The organism is Streptomyces sp. NPDC085596 (genome assembly GCF_044541565.1).
GTDB lineage: Bacteria > Actinomycetota > Actinomycetes > Streptomycetales > Streptomycetaceae > Streptomyces.
In genome coordinates this window covers 657,031-675,077 of record NZ_JBITTC010000002.1, presented here as the reverse complement: position 1 = coordinate 675,077, position 18,047 = coordinate 657,031, and the positions used below count along the sequence as shown (strand labels likewise).

Genomic DNA, 18,047 nt, shown 5'->3' with positions numbered 1-18,047 from the left:
GATGAGACTGATCGGTTTTTACCAGGAAATGGACTCGGCGTATGCTGCGGGCTGGGGCGGCCCCATACCGCCGGCCGAGTCGGGTGCGGGAAAGTATCCCTCGGCGGATGTCGTCCGTTATCTCAAGGCCGGATACCCGATATTCGACGTCATGGAGTTGACCGTCGATGTGATCGGTGGCGCTTTCCGGGTTCCGGGTGGATCTTCCCTGCTTTCCGATGGAGAGTTCGTCTGGCGCGAGGACCTGGCGGCGTATGTGGAGAACTACCACATCGATCTGCCCCATGACTTCCTGGAGAAGGCCGGACGCCACCACTTCCAGATCCCCGCCGTGGAGGTGGATTCCCTGCTGCGGCTGTCCGTCGAGGCGAGCCGGGCGCTGGGGTTCGAGCCACGGTCGTGAGAACACCCCGCGATTTCCGGGACGGCTCGCCTGCGGAGAACAGCCGGCGGCCTTCCCCGGCCGCCGGTCACCCCTCCCGCCTGCGCTCTCTCCGGCGCTGCTTCCCGGGGAGGGTGTGCGCCAGTCCGCCCACTTCGCACAGCTCGTGGCCCTCGCCGGCCCGGCACCACCACACCGCCCGCTCGTCCGCCCCGACGCCCGAGTGCACCCCGGTGCGGTGCTCCGGGCACACCGGCCATACCTGCCACAGCACCGCTTGGACCGTCTCCTGGGCCGCCTCGGCGATGTCCGCGATGGGGTAGGGGTAGGTCGTGTATCCGTGCCAGCGGCCGTCGGGCAGGGCCGCGTGGTACTGGTCCGGGATGTCCTCGTCGTGAGCCGGGGTGCACAGCAGCCGCATCGGTCCGGCCTCCGGCAGGGTGGCCGCCAGGTCGCGGTTGACCGCCTCCAGTGCGGCCTCCAGGTCGGGGCGGCTGCCGGGCTCGAGCGGGCGGGTCGCCGACTCGGGGTCCTGACCCGGGTCGGCGAGGCGGTACGAGAAGTGGCTCATCCGGTGATCGTCCCAGCCGCCCGCCCCTGTGCGCCTCCCCATTCCGGGTGTGCTGTCTCCATCGATCTGAGGCAGCCCGGGCGTTTGCGGGAGCGCCGTCTCTGGAGCACCTGCCCGGTGGTCGATCAGCTCCAGGTCATATTGATCTCCCGCCCGAAATTGACGTAGCCGGCGCGTTGGAAGGCGTTCGCCATCGGGACGTTGCCCAGGTCTGTGGACGCGCGGATGCGGGGAACGTCCTGCTCGGCAAGGACGCGGGTGCCCTCGGCGAGGAGGTCGTCGATGTAGCCATTGCCGCGGTGTGTGGGCAGGACCGCGATGTAGGCGATGATCGCGTTGTAGCCGTTGTGGGCCGGGAGGACGAACCCCACTGGCTCTCCGTCGGGCAGCGTTGCGATCCGCCACCAGTCTCGCGGGCTTGTGTAGCGCGCGAGCTCGTCCTCGTGGTGCTTGAGGGCCGCTTCCTGGGCGGACATCCGGGTCAGGTCGTCACGGCCGTGTGCGTCCAGTGTCCCTTCCATGGCCGAGGCCATCAGCGCCACGAGTTCATCGGCACCGCGGATCGGCCGGAACGCGAGGCGCTCGGTGCGCTTCGGGACTGGCGATTCCGGATGCCACTCCAGGCGCAGCCGTTCGACGAAGAGCCGGGCACCGGTCCGTTCCAGTATCGTCATGCGGTTCTCGACGGTTTGTCTGGTCAGTGTGTTCTCACGCCAGTCCGGCGGGACGAGACGGCTGTACTCGGGGGGACACGATCCGTCCGGGAGGGTGGCGGCCATCGCGGTGTGCAGAAGCCGCACCCCGATGTCGCTGTGATCGGGATTCAGGGCGTTGTCGTCGACGTCGAGGATGTCCAGGATGAGGGGTGTGTCGTTGCCGGGCCGGCTCCACCAGGCAGCTCTGGCCAGTAGGCGGTCACCGCGCAGGGCGACCCACATCCATTCCGGGCGTCGGCGGCCAAGGGCAAGGTCGTCTGCCAGTTCCTCGTTGAGGACGTAGGGCATTTGGGAGAAGAGATCGAGTTCTTCGGGTCCGTTGATCGGACGTATGGTCAGGTCGTTCTGTTTCACGGTTCAGGCACGCTCCGGTGAAGGCGCCCGTCCGCTCCGGGGGCAGGCGCGGTTGAGTGATTCTCATCGAAGCTGGATCGTTCACGCCGCTGATCGACGAGAACTCCTCGTCCGAGGCGTTGCGTTGACCACTTGAGCCCGCACCGATGAGAGGGCGCATGCGTCCTGCGAGCAACCGCGCGGTCCGGCCGGGGACTGAGGGTCCGGTGTCTATACCTTGCTCGCGACCACCATGTAGTTCTCGGCCTCAAGATCGAACGTGCTCAGTTCCGTCTGGAGTCCGACCCGGTGCAGCTCGACTTCGAGTTCCTCGTACCGGTAGGGCCAACTGGATAGCAGTTCCGAGCGGACAAGAATCAACCCGGTCGCATCAACTTGCGCGATCGCAATCTCGATATGGTGCTCTTCCTCCCAGTGCGGCGCAATCTCCCAGCGGTAGACCACGACGGCATCGCGACCGTTCCGGCGGACGAGTTGGTCACTGATCTCCAGCCGGGAACCTCTGGCCCTCACGAGTTCCCAAGTGCGGGATTTGAGTACCAAGCGCCCGCCGGGGCGCAGAAGCCGTGACATCGACTCCAGAGCAGCGCGCCTGCCTGTCGCGCCCGTGGCATGGTGAAGCGAGTTGCCAACGCAGAACACCATGTCGAACGTGTTGTCCTGGAAATGGTCGGGCAACTCTTCCCAGTTCGCCCGTACGGCCCGGACTGATGCCCCGAACTCCTCAGACAACTCTGCAGTCCGACGAACCATCGCCTCGCTGGCGTCAGTTGCGACAACCTGCATGCCACGACCGGCGAGGCCGACCGCCAACTGTCCGGTTCCGCACGAACAGTCGAGGACGTGAGCGTTCGACGGCAGGAGATTGAGGACGTCGTCGTACGACGCGGCGAACTCGGCTGGAGGCAACTTCGCGTCCGAGATGAGCCATTCGTACACCTCGGCAAGCACGTCATAACCTGTCACAACCACTACCCCCGTCACGCGGCAGACTCACGGTAGGACGTCAGTCCATCAGCGGAGCAAGCCGGGCACCAATGGTTTTCGCAAGGATGGCTCTGACGGTGTTTGTGGGTTGTCAGTTGTCCGTCCGAGTGGATGTCACCGGCTGGTCAGCTGGGAAGTTGTTCGTGAGAAGTAGTGTCACTCGCGGGGTTGCGGTGGCAGGGTGAATGTGCTCAGTGGGTGGTCCGAAGTCTGGTCCGGCAGGTGTGCATGACCTGGTTGGCGGGGACCAAGCCGTCGCCTGCTCACCGAGCAGCGCGGCGAGATCAGGCGCGTGCCGCCGCTTCCCTTCCTCCTCGCGCCAGTGCAGCCAAAACGGCTGCGACGCAATCCTTTGTTCCACCGGAACCCGCGTACGGGCGGTACGTCCTCGAACCGGACACTCCAGTCGGAACCCAACGCGGTGCGACGACGCCGGCCGCTGTCGAAGAAGTCCAGGTCAAGGGCGCCCAGCACGGAATCGCCGTGCGCGCGTAACGGTTCCCCCACCGTCTCCCCGGACAGTCAGCCTTAAATGATCACTCAACCTTCGCTGCGAGGGATCACCGCCATCCGGGCATGACCATCCAGCCCCCATGTACTAGAGTTATCTCGACATCGAGATATCTGCCGAGGCGCACCGCGGCAGCCACCCCGGTAAGGGTTACCTAACTTAGCCTTACCTTAGCGGATCGGCCGGACCGGCGTGGCGGCAGGATGCGGTGGAACGCGCACATCAATGAAGGAGACTGTCGTGTCGGCGAACAGCTTCGACGCCCGCAGCACGCTGCAGGTGGGCGACGAGTCGTACGAGATCTTCCGGCTGGACAAGGTCGAGGGCTCGGCCCGCCTGCCGTACAGCCTGAAGGTCCTGCTGGAGAACCTGCTCCGCACGGAGGACGGCGCGAACATCACCGCCGACCACATCCGCGCCCTCAGCGGCTGGGACTCGCAGGCCCAGCCCAGCCAGGAGATCCAGTTCACGCCGGCCCGCGTGATCATGCAGGACTTCACCGGCGTCCCCTGTGTCGTGGACCTCGCCACGATGCGTGAGGCCGTGAAGGAGCTGGGCGGCGACCCGGCGAAGATCAACCCCCTCGCCCCCGCCGAGCTGGTCATCGACCACTCCGTGATCGCCGACAAGTTCGGCACCAACGACGCCTTCAAGCAGAACGTCGAGCTGGAGTACGGCCGCAACAAGGAGCGCTACCAGTTCCTGCGCTGGGGCCAGACCGCGTTCGACGAGTTCAAGGTCGTCCCCCCGGGCACCGGCATCGTCCACCAGGTGAACATCGAGCACCTGGCCCGTACCGTCATGGTCCGGGGTGGCCAGGCGTACCCCGACACCCTGGTCGGCACCGACTCCCACACCACCATGGTCAACGGCCTCGGTGTGCTGGGCTGGGGCGTCGGCGGCATCGAGGCCGAGGCCGCGATGCTCGGCCAGCCCGTCTCCATGCTGATCCCGCGCGTCGTCGGCTTCAAGCTCACCGGTGAGCTCAAGCCCGGCACCACCGCCACCGACCTCGTGCTCACCATCACCGAGATGCTGCGCAAGCACGGCGTCGTCGGCAAGTTCGTCGAGTTCTACGGCGAGGGTGTGGCGGCCACGAGCCTCGCCAACCGCGCCACCATCGGCAACATGTCGCCGGAGTTCGGCTCCACCGCCGCGATCTTCCCGATCGACGACGAGACCCTGAAGTACCTGCGCCTGACGGGCCGCGACGAGCAGCAGGTCGCGCTCGTCGAGGCGTACGCCAAGGAGCAGGGCCTCTGGCTCGACCCGGCCGCCGAGCCCGACTTCTCCGAGAAGCTGGAGCTCGACCTCTCCACCGTCGTCCCGTCGATCGCCGGCCCGAAGCGTCCGCAGGACCGCATCGTCCTCGCGAACGCCGCCGAGCAGTTCAAGTCGGACGTCCTCAACTACGTCGACGTCGTGGACGAGGCGGGCAAGGAGTCCTTCCCGGCCTCCGACTCCCCGGCCGTCGCCCCCAACGGCACCCCGTCGAACCCGGTCACCGTGACCGCCCCCGACGGCACGACCTACGAGCTGGACCACGGTGCGGTGACGGTCGCGGCCATCACCTCCTGCACCAACACGTCGAACCCGTACGTCATGGTCGCCGCCGCGCTCGTCGCGAAGAAGGCCGTGGAGAAGGGCCTGACCCGCAAGCCGTGGGTCAAGACCACCCTCGCCCCGGGCTCGAAGGTCGTCACCGACTACTTCGACAAGGCGGGCCTGACCCCGTACCTGGACAAGGTCGGCTTCAACCTCGTCGGCTACGGCTGCACCACCTGCATCGGCAACTCCGGCCCGCTGCCGGACGAGGTCTCCAAGGCGGTCAACGACCACGACCTCGCGGTCACCTCGGTGCTCTCCGGCAACCGCAACTTCGAGGGCCGGATCAACCCCGACGTCAAGATGAACTACCTGGCCTCCCCGCCGCTGGTCGTCGCGTACGCCCTCGCGGGTTCCATGAAGGTGGACATCACCAAGGACGCCCTCGGCATCGACCAGGACGGCAAGCCGGTCTTCCTGGCCGACATCTGGCCGACCGAGGCCGAGGTCAACGACGTCGTGGCGAACGCCATCGGCGAGGACATGTTCAACAAGTCCTACCAGGACGTCTTCGCGGGCGACGCCCAGTGGCAGGCGCTGCCGATCCCGACCGGCAACACCTTCGAGTGGGACGCCGAGTCCACCTACGTCCGCAAGCCCCCGTACTTCGAGGGCATGGGCATGGAGCCCGCCCCGGTCACCGACATCTCCGGTGCCCGTGTGCTGGCCAAGCTGGGCGACTCGGTCACCACCGACCACATCTCCCCGGCCGGTGCCATCAAGGCCGACACCCCGGCCGGCAAGTACCTCACCGAGCACGGTGTGGAGCGTCGTGACTTCAACTCCTACGGCTCGCGCCGTGGCAACCACGAGGTCATGATCCGCGGCACCTTCGCCAACATCCGCCTGCGCAACCAGATCGCGCCGGGCACCGAGGGCGGCTACACCCGCGACTTCACCGTCGAGGGCGCGCCGGTCTCCTTCATCTACGACGCCTCGCGCAACTACATCGACCAGGGCATCCCGCTGGTCGTGCTGGCGGGCAAGGAGTACGGCTCCGGCTCGTCCCGCGACTGGGCCGCCAAGGGCACCGCGCTGCTCGGCGTCAAGGCCGTCATCGCCGAGTCCTACGAGCGCATCCACCGCTCGAACCTCATCGGCATGGGCGTGCTGCCGCTCCAGTTCCCCGAGGGTGCCACCGCGGCCTCCCTCGGCCTGACCGGCGAGGAGACCTTCTCCTTCACCGGCGTCGAGGAGCTGAACAACGGCACCACCCCGCGCACGGTCAAGGTCACCACCGACACCGGCGTGGAGTTCGACGCGGTCGTCCGCATCGACACCCCCGGCGAGGCCGACTACTACCGCAACGGCGGCATCATGCAGTACGTGCTGCGCAACCTGATCCGTAAGTAAGTTCTGGCGCGACGCGGTTGAGGGCCGCACTCCCGGTGACGGGGGTGCGGCCCTTCGCCGTGCTCGGGGAGGTGAGCGCGGGGGTGCTCCGGGCGGGGCCGGGGGGACGGGGTGCCCGCCCGGAGCGGACAGGGGTCGTGCTCGGTGCTGAGCGGCTTGGCCTGCGGTGGGGCGCGACAACGTTGTCTAGTGGGTCCGTTCCTGACTCTACCGGTCCAACGGACAACGATGTCAAGGTACTTGGGCCATTGAGGTGGCCCTCTTCCCTGGGGCCGGGGGCGCGCGTTACTGTCCCTGCGGCTTGTGCGACCAGTGGTGCGCGACCCGTCCGCAAGGAGGAAGGGCCGCGTGATGCGTTTCCGTCCCATGTCCCTGCTGCTGGCCGCCGCGCTCGCGGTCGGCGGCGCCACCCCCGCCCTCGCGGCGGGCACCGCACCACCCGGCCTGGTCGACGACCCGACCCCGTACGTCGATCCGCTGATCGGCAGCAGCAACGGCGGCGACACCTACCCCGGTGCCGTGGTGCCCTTCGGCATGCTCTCCTGGAGCCCGGAGACCACCAGAGGCGACGCCACCCGCACCGCAGCTCCCGGCGGCTACCACCACGACGCCACCCGCGTCCGGGGCTTCAGCCTGACCCACATGTCCGGCACCGGCTGCGCGGGCGGCAGCGGGGACATCCCCTTCTTCCCCTACGCCGGTGCGGTCACCTCCTCCCCGGCGAGCGACACCAAGGACGCCGTCTACGCCTCCGACTTCAAGCACACGGACGAAACCGCCGAGCCCGGCCACTACAAGCTCGGCCTCGCCTCCGGAGTCACCGCCGACCTGACCGCGACCGCCCGCACCGGCTCGGCCCGCTTCTCCTACCCCGCCGACAAGCCCGCCTCGCTGCTGGTGCGCACGGCCAACTCCGAGGTGGGCTCGGAGGATTCGAAGGTCAGCATCGACCCCGGCACCCGTACCGTCTCCGGCTCCGTCACCTCCGGAAACTTCTGCGGCTACCTCGACCCGGAGGGCCAACGCTCGTACTACACCCTGTACTTCACCGCCCACTTCGACCGCGCCTTCAAGGCCACCGGCACCTGGCAGGACGACAAGCTGACCCCCGGCTCCACCAGCGCCTCCGGCGGAACCGGCGGCTTCTCCCACGGCGGCCGGCCCGTCGCGGGCAAGGGAGCCGGAGGATACGTCGAGTTCGCGCCCGGCGAGGGCCCGGTGAACGTCAAGGTCGGTATCTCCTACGTGAGTCAGGAGGCCGCCGAGGCCAACCTCCGTACGGAGAACGGCCCGCGCCGCTCCTTCGACGCCGTACGGGACGCCGCCCGCGCCGCCTGGCGGGAGCGGCTCGGCGCCGTCCGGGTCGGCGGCGGCACCGACGCCGAGCGCACCACCTTCTACACCGCGCTCTACCACGCCCTGTTCCACCCCAACGTGATCAGCGACGCCGACGGCCGCTACCGGGGCAGCGACGGCGAGGTGCACCGGGTGGGACGCGGCCACCGCGCCCAGTACGGCACCTTCTCCGGCTGGGACGTCTACCGCGACCAGGTCCAGCTGCTCACCCTGCTCGACCCGCGCACCGGCTCGGACATCGCCCAGTCGCTCTACGAACTCAGCCGGCAGAACGGCGGGGTCTGGGACCGCTGGCTGCACAACGCGGGCGGCACCCACGTCATGAACGGCGACCCCTCACCCAGTGCGCTCGCCGGTATCCACGCCTTCGGCGGCACCGGGTTCGACCTCAAGGGCGCCCTGAAGTCCCTGGTCGAGGCGGCCACCGTGCCCACGGACAAGGATCTGTCCCCGGCCGGCAAGCCGGTGCTGTCCGTCGGCCAGCGCCCCTCGCTCGACAAGTATGTGAAGCTGCACTACATGCCCAGCGTCTCCAACGCCTGGGGCGGTGCCGCCGAGACGCTGGAGATGTCCACCGCCGACTTCTCCCTCTCGCAACTCGCCCAGGCAGCGGGTGAGAAGAAGACCGAGAAGCAGTTCGCCGAGCGCGCCCAGTGGTGGCAGAACAACTTCAACATCGCGGCCGACTCCACCGGCGGCTACATCGCCAACCGCAAGGCGGACGGCAGTTGGGTCACCGGCTTCACCCCGGACACCGGCAACGGGTTCGTGGAGGGCAGCGCCGCCCAGTACACCTGGATGGTCCAGCACAACCCGGCCGGGCTGTTCGCCGCGCTGGGCGGCACCGACAAGGCGCTGGCCCGGCTGGACTCCTTCTTCCACACCGCCGACGGCAAGTGGGCGTTCACCGGCCAGGGTGGCGCCAAGTCCGAGATGGACAACGAGCCCTCGATCAACGTGCCTTACCTCTACGCGTACGCGGGCGCCCCGTACAGGACGCAGGACACCGTGCGCGCGGCGATGCGGCAGCTCTGGTCCACCGGGCCGGGCGGCATCCCCGGCAACGACGACCTGGGCGCGATGTCGGCCTGGTACGTCTTCTCGGCCATGGGCATGTACCCGCAGGTGCCCTCGCGGTCCGAACTGGTCCTGGCCTCACCGCTGTTCGAGCGGGTCGAGATCGACCGGCCGCAGGGCAACGACATCTCGATCCGGGCCGAGGGCGCGGCCGCCGACGCGCCGTACGTCCAGTCCCTGAAAGTCAACGGCCGTTCCAGTGACCGGGCTTGGCTGCCCGCCTCCTTCGTGCGGGACGGCGGCCGGCTCGACTACCGGCTGGGTACCACCCCGAACCGCGCCTGGGGCGCCCAGAACCCGCCGCCCTCCTTCCGGCAGGGCGAGCAGCCGTACCAGATCGGCGTCGGCCCGACCACGGCCACCCTCGCCCCCGGCGACAGCACCACGATCGACGTACGGGCCCTGTCGCTGAACGGCGGCACCGGACCCGAGGTCCGCTTCAAGGTGGAGACCCCCGCCGGAGTCACGGCCACGCCCGCCGAGGGCACGGTCACCGGCGGCGCCCAGCGGATCACCCTCACCGCGGCCGAGGACGCCACCCAGGGCTTCTACACCGCCAAGGTCACGGTGAACTCGGGCGACACCTCCTACGAGCAGCCCGTCTCCCTGACCGTCGCCGCCCCCGGCACCCTGCTGGCCGCCTACGACAACACCGGTGTCTCCGACGACACCGGCGACCACGACGAGGCGGACTACGACGGCGGCGGCTGGAGCTACTCCAAGCAGGCCCTCGCCGACGCCGGGCTCACTCCGGGCAAGCGGGCCACCACCGGCGACCTCGCCTTCACCTGGCCCGACTCACCCGCCGGCCGCCCGGACAACGCCTCCGCCCACGGCCAGAGCATCGAACTCGAGGAAGCGACAGCCGGGCTGGCCTTCATCGGCAGCGCCGTCAACGGCAATCAGTCGGCCAAGGCGACCATCACCTACACCGACGGCAGCACCGGCACGGCCGACCTCTCCTTCACCGACTGGACCGTCGGCGGCGGAGGCGGCACCGTGCAGTACGGCAACGAGGTCGTCGCCAAGGCCGCGTACCGCAATGTCGCGGGCGCCGACAAGGACCCGGTCGCCACCTACGTGTTCGCCACCAAGCCGTTCAGCGCGCCGGACGGCAAGAAGATCAAGAGCGTCAGGCTGCCGGACGACGGCGACCTGCACGTCTTCGGGCTCGCCACGGACTGACCCGGGCCGGTTCCGCCTCCTCGGCGTGGTGCGGCGGCAGTAGCATCGGCCTCCGCACCCAAACCGACACCGACAAGGCGGAACCGCCCGATGGCCGACGAGGCTTACCTCTTCCTGCTCCCCGACCGTCACCCGAGCCTCGGCGCGGCCATGGCCGCCGTCGCCCCGCTGGAATGCGACCAGACCCCGGCCGTGCGGGGCTGGCTCTCCGCCCACGATGTCGCCCCGTCCGCCGAGCAGTTGAGGATTCTGCCCGCCGGATCGGAGATCCTCATCCCCGAGGAGGCCGAGCGGCTGCCGATCCCGCTGACCGCCGAGGAGGAGGTCCGGGTCCAGCAGGAGTGCGCGCCCCAGTCGGTCACCGACATGGAGCGGGAGCTGCTGGACTTCCGGGACGCCACCCAGGGCTGGGAGACCCTGGTGCACCGGGCGCTGACCGCCGGAGTCCCGGCCCCGCGCATCGCCCGGCTGACCGGGCTCGACCCCCAGGAGATCGGCCGGCTGACCGGCGTGTGATGCGGCTCAGCGGGGGGCGGTGTCCGGCTCGGGGCTCGGGCCGGTGAGTTCGGGCTCCAGCCCCTCGACGACATGCGTGGGCCGTTGGCCCGTGTCGGACCGCCATGCCTCGAAGGCCCGGCTGGTCAGGACGACGACGGCCAGCCCGAGCAGCCATCCGCCGAGCACATCGCTGAACCAGTGCACGCCGAGCGCGACCCTGGTGAAGCCGACCCCGAGCACCGACAGCACCGCCACGGCCCAGCACACGACACGGGCGCGGCGCGGCACCAGGGGCAGCAGGACCAGCAGGAACACCGCGAACGAGGTGGTGGCGGTCATCGCGTGCCCGGACGGGAAGGAGTAGCCCGGCGCGTGCGCCACGGGGTCCTCCAGCGCGGGCCTCGCCCGCTCGACCACCGTCTTGACCCCGAGCCCGACCAGCCCCCCGGTCACCGCGGTCGCCGCCGCCCACGCGGCCAGCCGCCGGGCACCGCGCCACAGAAGCCAGCCGGTCAGCAGCGCCACGGCCACGCGCAGGGTGAGCGGGTCCCAGACGTAGTCGGAGAGCACGCGCAGGGTGCCCGTCCAGGCCGGGTGGTCCAGCGCGATCCGGTGCAGACCGTTCGCGGCGTCGTGGTCGAGGTCACGCAGCGGCCGCCAGCGGCCCTCCACCAGGACCAGCAGCAGCGCGAACGGCACCGCCGCGGCCGCGGCGACGGCGGCAGCGGCCAGCAGCCGGATGCCGAACCGGCGGTCGGCTCCGCGACGGCGGCCAGGGGCGCGCGAGGTCTTGGGTTTCGTAGGCATCAGACCCCCGGATCGGGTTGGATCGGTTCGGGCCGCCGCCCGCGCGCCGCCTCCAGCTGGGCGGCGAAGGAGAGCCCGAGGAACAGGGCGAGCGAGGTCAGGTAGGCCCACAGCAACAGGGACATGAAGGCGCTGAGCGGGCCGTAGACGGTGTCGAAGGAGCCGCTCAGGTCCAGGTACAGCGTGAGCACCCAGGTCAGGGTCATCCAGAGCACCAGGTAGACCGCCGCGCCGAAGGCCAGCCAGGTGTAGCCCGGCTGTTTGCGGCGCGGTGAGCGCCGGAAGATGGCGCTCGCGGAGATCAGGGCGAGCAGCAGACCGAAGGGCCAGCGCACGATGTTCCACGTCATCTGGGCGGTCGAGCCGAGCCCGTACACCGCACCCGCGGCCGAGGCCAGGTCGTCGCCCGCGACCATGACGACGAAGCCCAGGCCGAGCGGGAACCCCGCGCACAGCGCCATGACCAGCCCGCGCGAGTACTTGAGGTGGAAGGGCCGGTCGCGTTCGTTGCCGTAGATGCGGTTGGCGCCGCGCTCTATCTGGCACATCGCCGTGGTGACGTTGACGATCGAGAAGACCGCGCCGAACCAGAGGGCGACCTGGGCGCCGTCGCCCGCCTTGCGGCGGCTGCGGTCGAGCGCGTCGTCGACCACCTCCGCGCTGGGCCCCTCGGCGACCCGGTGGATCGTCAGTTCGGCCAGCCTGCCGATGTCCTCGGTGTGCAGGCTGGTGGAGAGGCCGACGAAGGCCAGGGCCAGCGGGATCACCGACAGCACCGTCTGGAGGGCGAGCGCGCGGGAGTGGCTGAACCCGTCGGCGTACCGGAAGCGGAGGAACGCATCGCGCAGCAGCGACCAGCCGCCGTAACGGCGCAGGGTCGACCACGCCTCGTCGGCGGAGAGTTCGTCCCCGCTCATGTCCCGGGTCTCCGGGACCTTGGTGGCGCTGCCCATGTCAGTGCTCCCGGTTCGGGACCAGCACGGTCAGCGCGCCCGGCACGACCTCCACGGAGAGCCTGCGTCCGGAGCCGACCGGGTCGCCGTCGATCTCGCGGGGCTCCGGGGCGTCGAAGGTGAACTCGGCCCGCCGGAAGGTGCGGAACTCCGGCTGCCCGTCGCCCTCTTGCACGTCCCGCTTCCGGCGCAGCAGCGCGCTCACGGTGCGCAGCCAGCCGCCGGCGCCCTGCGGGTCGAGGATCAGCAGGTCCAGCACACCGTCGTCGGGACGGGCGTCCGGGATCAGGCGCAGACCGCCCTGGAGGGCGCCGGTGTTGCCGACGAGCACCATGCGGGCCATACGGCGCAGGGGCTGCGCGCCGTCCAGGCGGACGCTCAGCCGCATCCGGGGGCCGCGCATGGCCTTCGGGGCGGCGAGGACGTACGCGGGCCAGCCCAGCATCGCCTTGGCGCGGTCGTGCTCCTCGGCGTACTTCATCATCGCGGCGTCCAGGCCGACGCCGGACATGACGGCGAAGTGGGTGGCGGGCAGGCCGTCGCCCTCGACCCGGGCGAGGTCGAGGACGCGGGGCGCGCCGCCGAGGGCCGCGTCGAGCGCCTCGGCCGGGGTGAGCGGGAGGCCGAGGTTGCGGGCGAGGAGGTTGCCGGTGCCGAAGGGCACGACGGCGAGCGGGACTCCGCTGCCGGCCAGGCGGTCGGCGGCCGCGCGGACGGTGCCGTCGCCGCCGCACACCACGACCAGCGCGGCGCCCTCGCCGAGGGCCCGGGCGGTCTGCCCGCCGCCGGGGTCGGCGGCCGTCGTCTCGATGAACACCGGTTCCCGGTGGCCGTGCTGGGCGAGCACTCGGCGCAGCTCGTCGCGTGCGTTCTCGTCGACCGTGGTGGGGTTGACGACCACCGCGACCCGGCCCGGCAGACGCTCCGCGCGGGCGGCCTCCGGGACGACGGGCAGCGCGGCGGGCGCCGACACACGGCCGTCGCGGAGCAGGGCGTGTCCCACGATCAACAGGGCCAGCCCGCCGTTGATCATGCCGCCCAGTACGTCGGTGGGGTGGTGCATACCGCGGTACAGGCGGGAGACGCCCACCACGACGGGCAGCAGGAGCAGCAGCGCGGCCAGTACGCGCCGCCAGGGGCCGCGTACGCGGGACAGCACGAGGACGGCGAGACCGCCGTAGATCGCGGTTGCCGCGCCGGTGTGGCCGGAGGTGTAGCTGGAGGTCGGCAGGGAGCCGTCGAGGCGGTGCACATCGGGGCGCTGGCGCTCCACCGCGATGGTCACGATCAGGAAGACCAGCGACTGGAGCGAGACCGCCAGCGCGAGGAACGACGCCTGGCGCCACAGCGGCAGCCGGGGTATCAGGATCAGCGCCAGGCAGGCCGCCAGTGTCACGCCGATGACGGTGCCCGTGTTGCCCAGCTCGGACCCGATCGAGGAGAGCGTGGTCAGGGTGGAGGTGCGCAGCCGCTCCAGGCCCCGGTTGACGCCGTCCTCGGCCGTCACCGGCCACACATGCCGGGCGGGGCCGGTGATCAGGAAGCCCAGGCCGATCATCAGGGCGGCCTGGCACACCGCCAGCGCCCCGATGGAGGCCGCCGCCCGCGTGGTACCGCGCGGCAGCTCACGGGGGCGCCCGGTGGGGGCCGTCCTGACGGGGCGGGGTCCGTCCTCGGGCAGACCCGCTGATCTCTCCGGTACGGCGGTCGGCATCGCTACTCCCTGGGTCTGAGCCTGTCGGCGGGGTCGGGCCGGACCGCGCGGGCCCGACCCACCGCACTCATGCCCCCTCATCGCCGGAGCAGACGACACGAGGACGGGGAGCAGCGGGCACGCTGAAGGGGCGGCCCACGAGGGACCGCCCCTTCACCGTCCAAGAGGAGCCGTCAGGCCAGCAGTTCCACCTCCGCCAGCGTCGACTCCCCGTCCAGCACCAGCCGGTACTTGGTGTACGAGCCCGGCGTGGCCACGCTGAACGCCCGCGTCTGGCGGTCCCAGGCGAAGGATTCACCGGAGCGCTTGTCCAGCGTCTGCCAGGTCGTGCCGTCCGTGGAGCCCTGGAGGGTCCACCCGGCCGGTGCCTTCGTACGGTCCGCCGACGAGGTCAGCGTGTACTGGACCGCCTTCGTGGCGTCACTGGTCGGCAGGTCCACCGAGGTGACCGCCGCGCTCGTCGCCGAGGTGTTGTCGAACAGCGCGCCGTCGCCCTTCAGGACGTCCGCGCGCGGGGTCGGCACCTTGTCGTCCTCGGTGACCGACACCGGAGCGGCATCCTTGCCCGAGCCCCATGACGAGGGCTTCGGCCCCATCGAGAAGTCCAGCACCCCGCCCTTGGACAGCAGGGAGTGGGGGAGCGAAGTGGAGTTCCAGGAGCGGCCGTTGAAGCGGACGCCCTGGATGTAGACATTGCGGTCGCTGTTGTCCGGGGCCTTGATGACCAGGTCCCGGCCGTTCTCCAGGTGGACGGTGGCCTTCTTGAACTGCGGTGAGCCGATGGCGTATTCACCGCTGCCCATGACCAGCGGGTAGAAGCCGAGCGAGGAGAAGAGGTACCAGGCCGACTGCTCGCCGTTGTCCTCGTCACCGTGGTAGCCCTGCCCGATCTCGCTGCCCGTGTAGAGGCGGGACAGCACCTCGCGCACGTTCTTCTGTGTCTTCCAGGGCTGGCCGGCCGCGTCGTACATGTAGTTCACATGGTGGGCGACCTGGTTGGAGTGGCCGTACTGGCCCATCCGGACGTCCCGCGCCTCGGTCATCTCGTGGATGACACCGCCGTAGGAGCCGGTGAACTCGGGGGAGGCCGTCTCCGGGGTGGCGAAGTACTCGTCCAGCTTGTCACCGAGAGCCTTGCGGCCGCCGTACAGGTTGGCCAGGCCCCGGCTGTCCTGCGGGGCGGTGAAGGCGTAGCCCCAGCCATTGGTCTCCGTGTAGTCGTAACCCCATACGCGCGGGTCGTACTTGGCGGAGTCCACGCGCCAGTTCCCCTTGGCGTCCTTGCCCTGGAAGAAGCCGGCCTTGGAGTCGAAGAGGTTGACGTAGTCGCGGGCCCGGTTGAGGAAGTACCGCGCCTCCTCCTGGTACCGCTTCTCGCCCGTCTTCTTGTACAGCGCCTCGCCCATCTTGGCGATGCCGTAGTCGTTGACGTAGCCCTCCATGGCCCAGGACAGGCCCTCGTGGGTGTCGCTGCCGGTGTAGCCGAGGAAGGGCGAGGTGGTCATGCCCTTGCGGCCGACACCCGAACTCGGCGGCACCACGGTCGCGTTCTTCACCGCCGCGTCGTACGCCGCCTTCGCGTCGAACTTCACGCCCTTGACGTAGGCGTCGGCGAACGCCACGTCCGAGGAGGTGCCGGTCATCAGGTCGGCGTAGCCGGGGGAGGACCAGCGGGAGGTCCAGCCGCCGTCCTTGTACTGCTGCACGAACCCGTCCACCATCTCGCCGGCCTGCGAGGGCGTGAAGAAGGAGTAGGCGGGCCAGGTGGTGCGGTAGGTGTCCCAGAAGCCGTTGTTGACGTACACCTTGCCGTCGACGATCTTGGCGCCGGTGTGCGTCGGGGTGTCCGGGTTCGGCATCGGGGAGAACGGCGAGGCGTACTGGTCCTTCTCCCCGACCTTCTCGAAGCCCGAGTTCGGGTACAGGTACAGCCGGTACATGCTGGAGTACAGCGTGGTCAGCTGCTCCGGGGTGGCGCCCTCCACCTCGACCTTGCCCAGGATCTTGTCCCAGGCCCGCTGGGCCCGCGCTTTCACGGTGTCGAAGGAGGTGCCGTCCGGGACCTCCTGGCGCAGATTGTCCTTCGCCTGGTCCACGCTGATCAGCGAGGTCGCCAGGCGCAGGGTGACCGTGCGGTCGGCGCCCGCGGCGAACCGCAGATAGCCCTTGACCCCGCTGGACGAGCCCTCGGTGACCGGCTTGTCGAAGGTGCCGTACACGAACAGCCGGGTCGCGCCCGTGGACAGCCCCGACTTCACGTCGGAGTAGCCGGTGACGATCCCGTGCTCCTTGTCCAGTGTCAGCCCCGCCTGCTCGGTGACGTTGTCGAACAGCACGCTCGCGTCGTCGCCGGGGTAGCTGAAGCGCAGCACGGCCGCGTGGTCGGTCGGGGTCATCTCGGCCTTCAGGCCGTTCTCGAACCTGACCCCGTAGTAGTACGGCCGGGCCGTCTCGTTCTCGTGGCGGAAGGCCAGCTCACGGGCCTCGCGGCCGGTGTCCGGGGTGCCCTTCGCGGCCGACGGCATCAGCTGGAAGGTCTGCCGGTCGCCCATCCACGGACTCGGCTCATGACTCGCGCTGAACGCCTGCACGGTCGGCAGGTTGTCGTCGTTGTTGGCCCGCGCGTACTCGTACAGCCAGCTCAGCGAGGACGCGTTCGTCACCGGGGTCCAGAAGTTGAACCCGTGCGGCATCGCGGTGGCCGGGAAGTTGTTGCCGCGCGAGAAGCTGCCGCTGGAGTTGGTGCCACGCGTGGTCAGCGCGTAGTCCGACAGATGCGCCTTGGGCCGCTCGGGGGCCACCCGCTTCAGCGCCACGTCGTCGACCCAGCCCCGGAACTTCGCCGGGCCCTTGGGGGAGTCGTACGCCACCAGGACGCGGTCGACGGTCTTGCCCGCCGCCACCGCACCGATCCGGGACGCCACGTCGTTCCACTGGTTGACGTACAGCCCCTTGGCCGCGCCCTGGCCCTGCGGGGTCAGCGGGAACCCGTGCTGGTCCGTCGCGCCGAGCGAGCTGAGGTAGGTGCCGTCCGTGAAGGCCAGGTCCACGCTGACGTTGGTGGCGTCGTAGTCCCGGTCGCCGTCGGCCATCGACGGGAAGAGGCGGTACGACAGCCGCGTGTCGCGGGCCACCTTCACATCGACGTCGAAGACCTTGTTGTACGAGTAGCCCCGGCCGTCCGCGGTGTGCCGCCCGGCGTAGCGCAGCGCGCGGGTGCCGGTGAAGCCCGCCCGCGCTTTCGCGGTGGGGGAGCCGCTCGGGCCCTTGTCGACGAGGGCCAGCATGTCCTGCGGCGCCGGTCCGTCACCGCCGCCGGTGGAGAACTGCACATCGGCCAGCTGGAGTGCGTCCGAGGCACCGTTGTTCTTCGTCACCTCCAGCCGGAAGTGCTGGTACTCGGCCGGCTCGTCGAGCTGGTACGACTTGGTCCCGAACCGGTCCGGGAAGGTCTCGCCGGTGCGGGTGTCGAGCGTTTTCCAGTCCTTGCCGTCGGCCGAGCCCTCCAGCCGCCAGTCCTTCGGGTCGCGCTCGGCGTGGTCGTTGGCCGAGGTGAGCGCGTAGGCGGCGAGTTTGACCGGTTGGTCCAGGTCGAACTCGACCCAGCCGGTGGGCGCGAACGTCAGCCATTTGCTACCGGGATCGACATCGGTGAGGTTCTCCTTCACCTCGCCCGCGCCCGTGTTCTCACCGCTCGCCCGCAGATCGGTGACGTGGTCGGTGACATTGCCCGGAATGCCGGTGCTGTAGCCGCCGTCCACGCCCGAGGAGCGCTTGGCGCCGCCCGGTCCGGTCTCGACGGTGTTCAGCCAGTCGGGCGCCGGATCGCCGGACTCGAACGAGGACGCGAACTCCGTGGCGGCGGCCGGGGCCCGGGCCGGCACGGCGACCGCCGCCCCCTGCGCGCCGACGCCCATGACAAAGGCGGTCGTGAGCACGACCGCCGGAGTCCATCTGTGCCGAGATCTCCGCTGCATC

General features: G+C 69.9%; 11 protein-coding genes. 4 read left to right on the top strand and 7 right to left on the bottom strand.

Translation table 11 applies throughout. From position 1 onward, the window contains the following. Position 1 precedes the first annotated feature (1 nt). Complete coding sequence (locus ACIGA3_RS08640) at positions 2 to 403, top strand: hypothetical protein (protein ID WP_399711857.1); 402 nt, start codon at positions 2 to 4, stop codon at positions 401 to 403. A 67-nt stretch (positions 404 to 470) separates the two neighbouring features. Here the strand turns inward: ACIGA3_RS08640 and ACIGA3_RS08635 are convergent, their stop codons facing one another. From ACIGA3_RS08635 to ACIGA3_RS08625, 3 genes are all read right to left on the bottom strand, one after another. Beyond that, entirely contained in the window at positions 471 to 953 is a 483-nt protein-coding gene (locus ACIGA3_RS08635; RefSeq protein WP_399711855.1) for a hypothetical protein, read from the bottom strand. Positions 954 to 1,078: 125 nt separating this feature from the next. Next, a complete protein-coding gene (locus ACIGA3_RS08630; protein ID WP_399711853.1) occupies positions 1,079 to 2,023 on the bottom strand; it encodes a GNAT family N-acetyltransferase in 945 nt (314 codons plus the stop codon). Positions 2,024 to 2,233: 210 nt separating this feature from the next. Further along, entirely contained in the window at positions 2,234 to 2,989 is a 756-nt protein-coding gene (locus tag ACIGA3_RS08625) for a class I SAM-dependent methyltransferase (protein ID WP_399711851.1), read from the bottom strand. Positions 2,990 to 3,761: 772 nt separating this feature from the next. On the opposite strand from ACIGA3_RS08625, the gene acnA reads away from it, so the two are divergent. The 3 genes from acnA to ACIGA3_RS08610 all read left to right on the top strand — a co-directional run bounded on the left by acnA (position 3,762) and on the right by ACIGA3_RS08610 (position 10,613). After that, positions 3,762 to 6,479 carry an aconitate hydratase AcnA gene (gene acnA, locus ACIGA3_RS08620; RefSeq protein WP_399711849.1) on the top strand — a complete coding sequence of 906 codons (2,718 nt, stop codon included), beginning with the start codon at positions 3,762 to 3,764 and terminating at the stop codon, positions 6,477 to 6,479. 351 nt (positions 6,480 to 6,830) lie between these two features. Further along, positions 6,831 to 10,097 carry a GH92 family glycosyl hydrolase gene (locus tag ACIGA3_RS08615; RefSeq protein ID WP_399712525.1) on the top strand — a complete coding sequence of 1,089 codons (3,267 nt, stop codon included), beginning with the start codon at positions 6,831 to 6,833 and terminating at the stop codon, positions 10,095 to 10,097. 90 nt (positions 10,098 to 10,187) lie between these two features. Then, complete coding sequence (locus tag ACIGA3_RS08610) at positions 10,188 to 10,613, top strand: DUF6003 family protein (protein WP_399711847.1); 426 nt, start codon at positions 10,188 to 10,190, stop codon at positions 10,611 to 10,613. Between the two features lie 6 nt (positions 10,614 to 10,619). Here ACIGA3_RS08610 and ACIGA3_RS08605 read toward each other — a convergent pair whose 3' ends face one another. From ACIGA3_RS08605 to ACIGA3_RS08590, 4 genes are all read right to left on the bottom strand, one after another. Further along, a complete protein-coding gene (locus tag ACIGA3_RS08605) occupies positions 10,620 to 11,402 on the bottom strand; it encodes a phosphatase PAP2 family protein (RefSeq protein ID WP_399711845.1) in 783 nt (260 codons plus the stop codon). Beyond that, positions 11,402 to 12,355, bottom strand: coding sequence for a YihY/virulence factor BrkB family protein (locus tag ACIGA3_RS08600; protein ID WP_399711843.1), 954 nt, complete (start codon positions 12,353 to 12,355; stop codon positions 11,402 to 11,404). The genes ACIGA3_RS08605 and ACIGA3_RS08600 overlap by 1 nt, the downstream gene beginning before the upstream one ends. 1 nt (position 12,356) lies before the next feature. Continuing rightward, positions 12,357 to 14,069: a diacylglycerol kinase family protein gene (locus ACIGA3_RS08595; RefSeq protein ID WP_399711841.1), complete on the bottom strand. Its 1,713-nt coding sequence runs from the start codon at positions 14,067 to 14,069 to the stop codon at positions 12,357 to 12,359. 173 nt (positions 14,070 to 14,242) lie between these two features. Continuing rightward, a complete protein-coding gene (locus ACIGA3_RS08590) occupies positions 14,243 to 18,046 on the bottom strand; it encodes a GH92 family glycosyl hydrolase (protein WP_399711840.1) in 3,804 nt (1,267 codons plus the stop codon). Between the last annotated feature and the right edge of the window lies 1 nt (position 18,047).

Excerpts from the sequence above, each read along its gene's own strand:
- ACIGA3_RS08640 (WP_399711857.1), top strand. The coding sequence starts at position 2 with ATGAGACTGATCGGTTTTTACCAGGAAATGGACTCGGCGTATGCTGCG.
- ACIGA3_RS08635 (WP_399711855.1), bottom strand. The coding sequence starts at position 953 with ATGAGCCACTTCTCGTACCGCCTCGCCGACCCGGGTCAGGACCCCGAG.
- ACIGA3_RS08615 (WP_399712525.1), top strand. The coding sequence starts at position 6,831 with ATGCGTTTCCGTCCCATGTCCCTGCTGCTGGCCGCCGCGCTCGCGGTC.
- ACIGA3_RS08610 (WP_399711847.1), top strand. The coding sequence starts at position 10,188 with ATGGCCGACGAGGCTTACCTCTTCCTGCTCCCCGACCGTCACCCGAGC.
- ACIGA3_RS08605 (WP_399711845.1), bottom strand. The coding sequence starts at position 11,402 with ATGCCTACGAAACCCAAGACCTCGCGCGCCCCTGGCCGCCGTCGCGGA.
- ACIGA3_RS08600 (WP_399711843.1), bottom strand. The coding sequence starts at position 12,355 with ATGGGCAGCGCCACCAAGGTCCCGGAGACCCGGGACATGAGCGGGGAC.
- ACIGA3_RS08595 (WP_399711841.1), bottom strand. The coding sequence starts at position 14,069 with ATGCCGACCGCCGTACCGGAGAGATCAGCGGGTCTGCCCGAGGACGGA.
- ACIGA3_RS08590 (WP_399711840.1), bottom strand. The coding sequence starts at position 18,046 with ATGCAGCGGAGATCTCGGCACAGATGGACTCCGGCGGTCGTGCTCACG.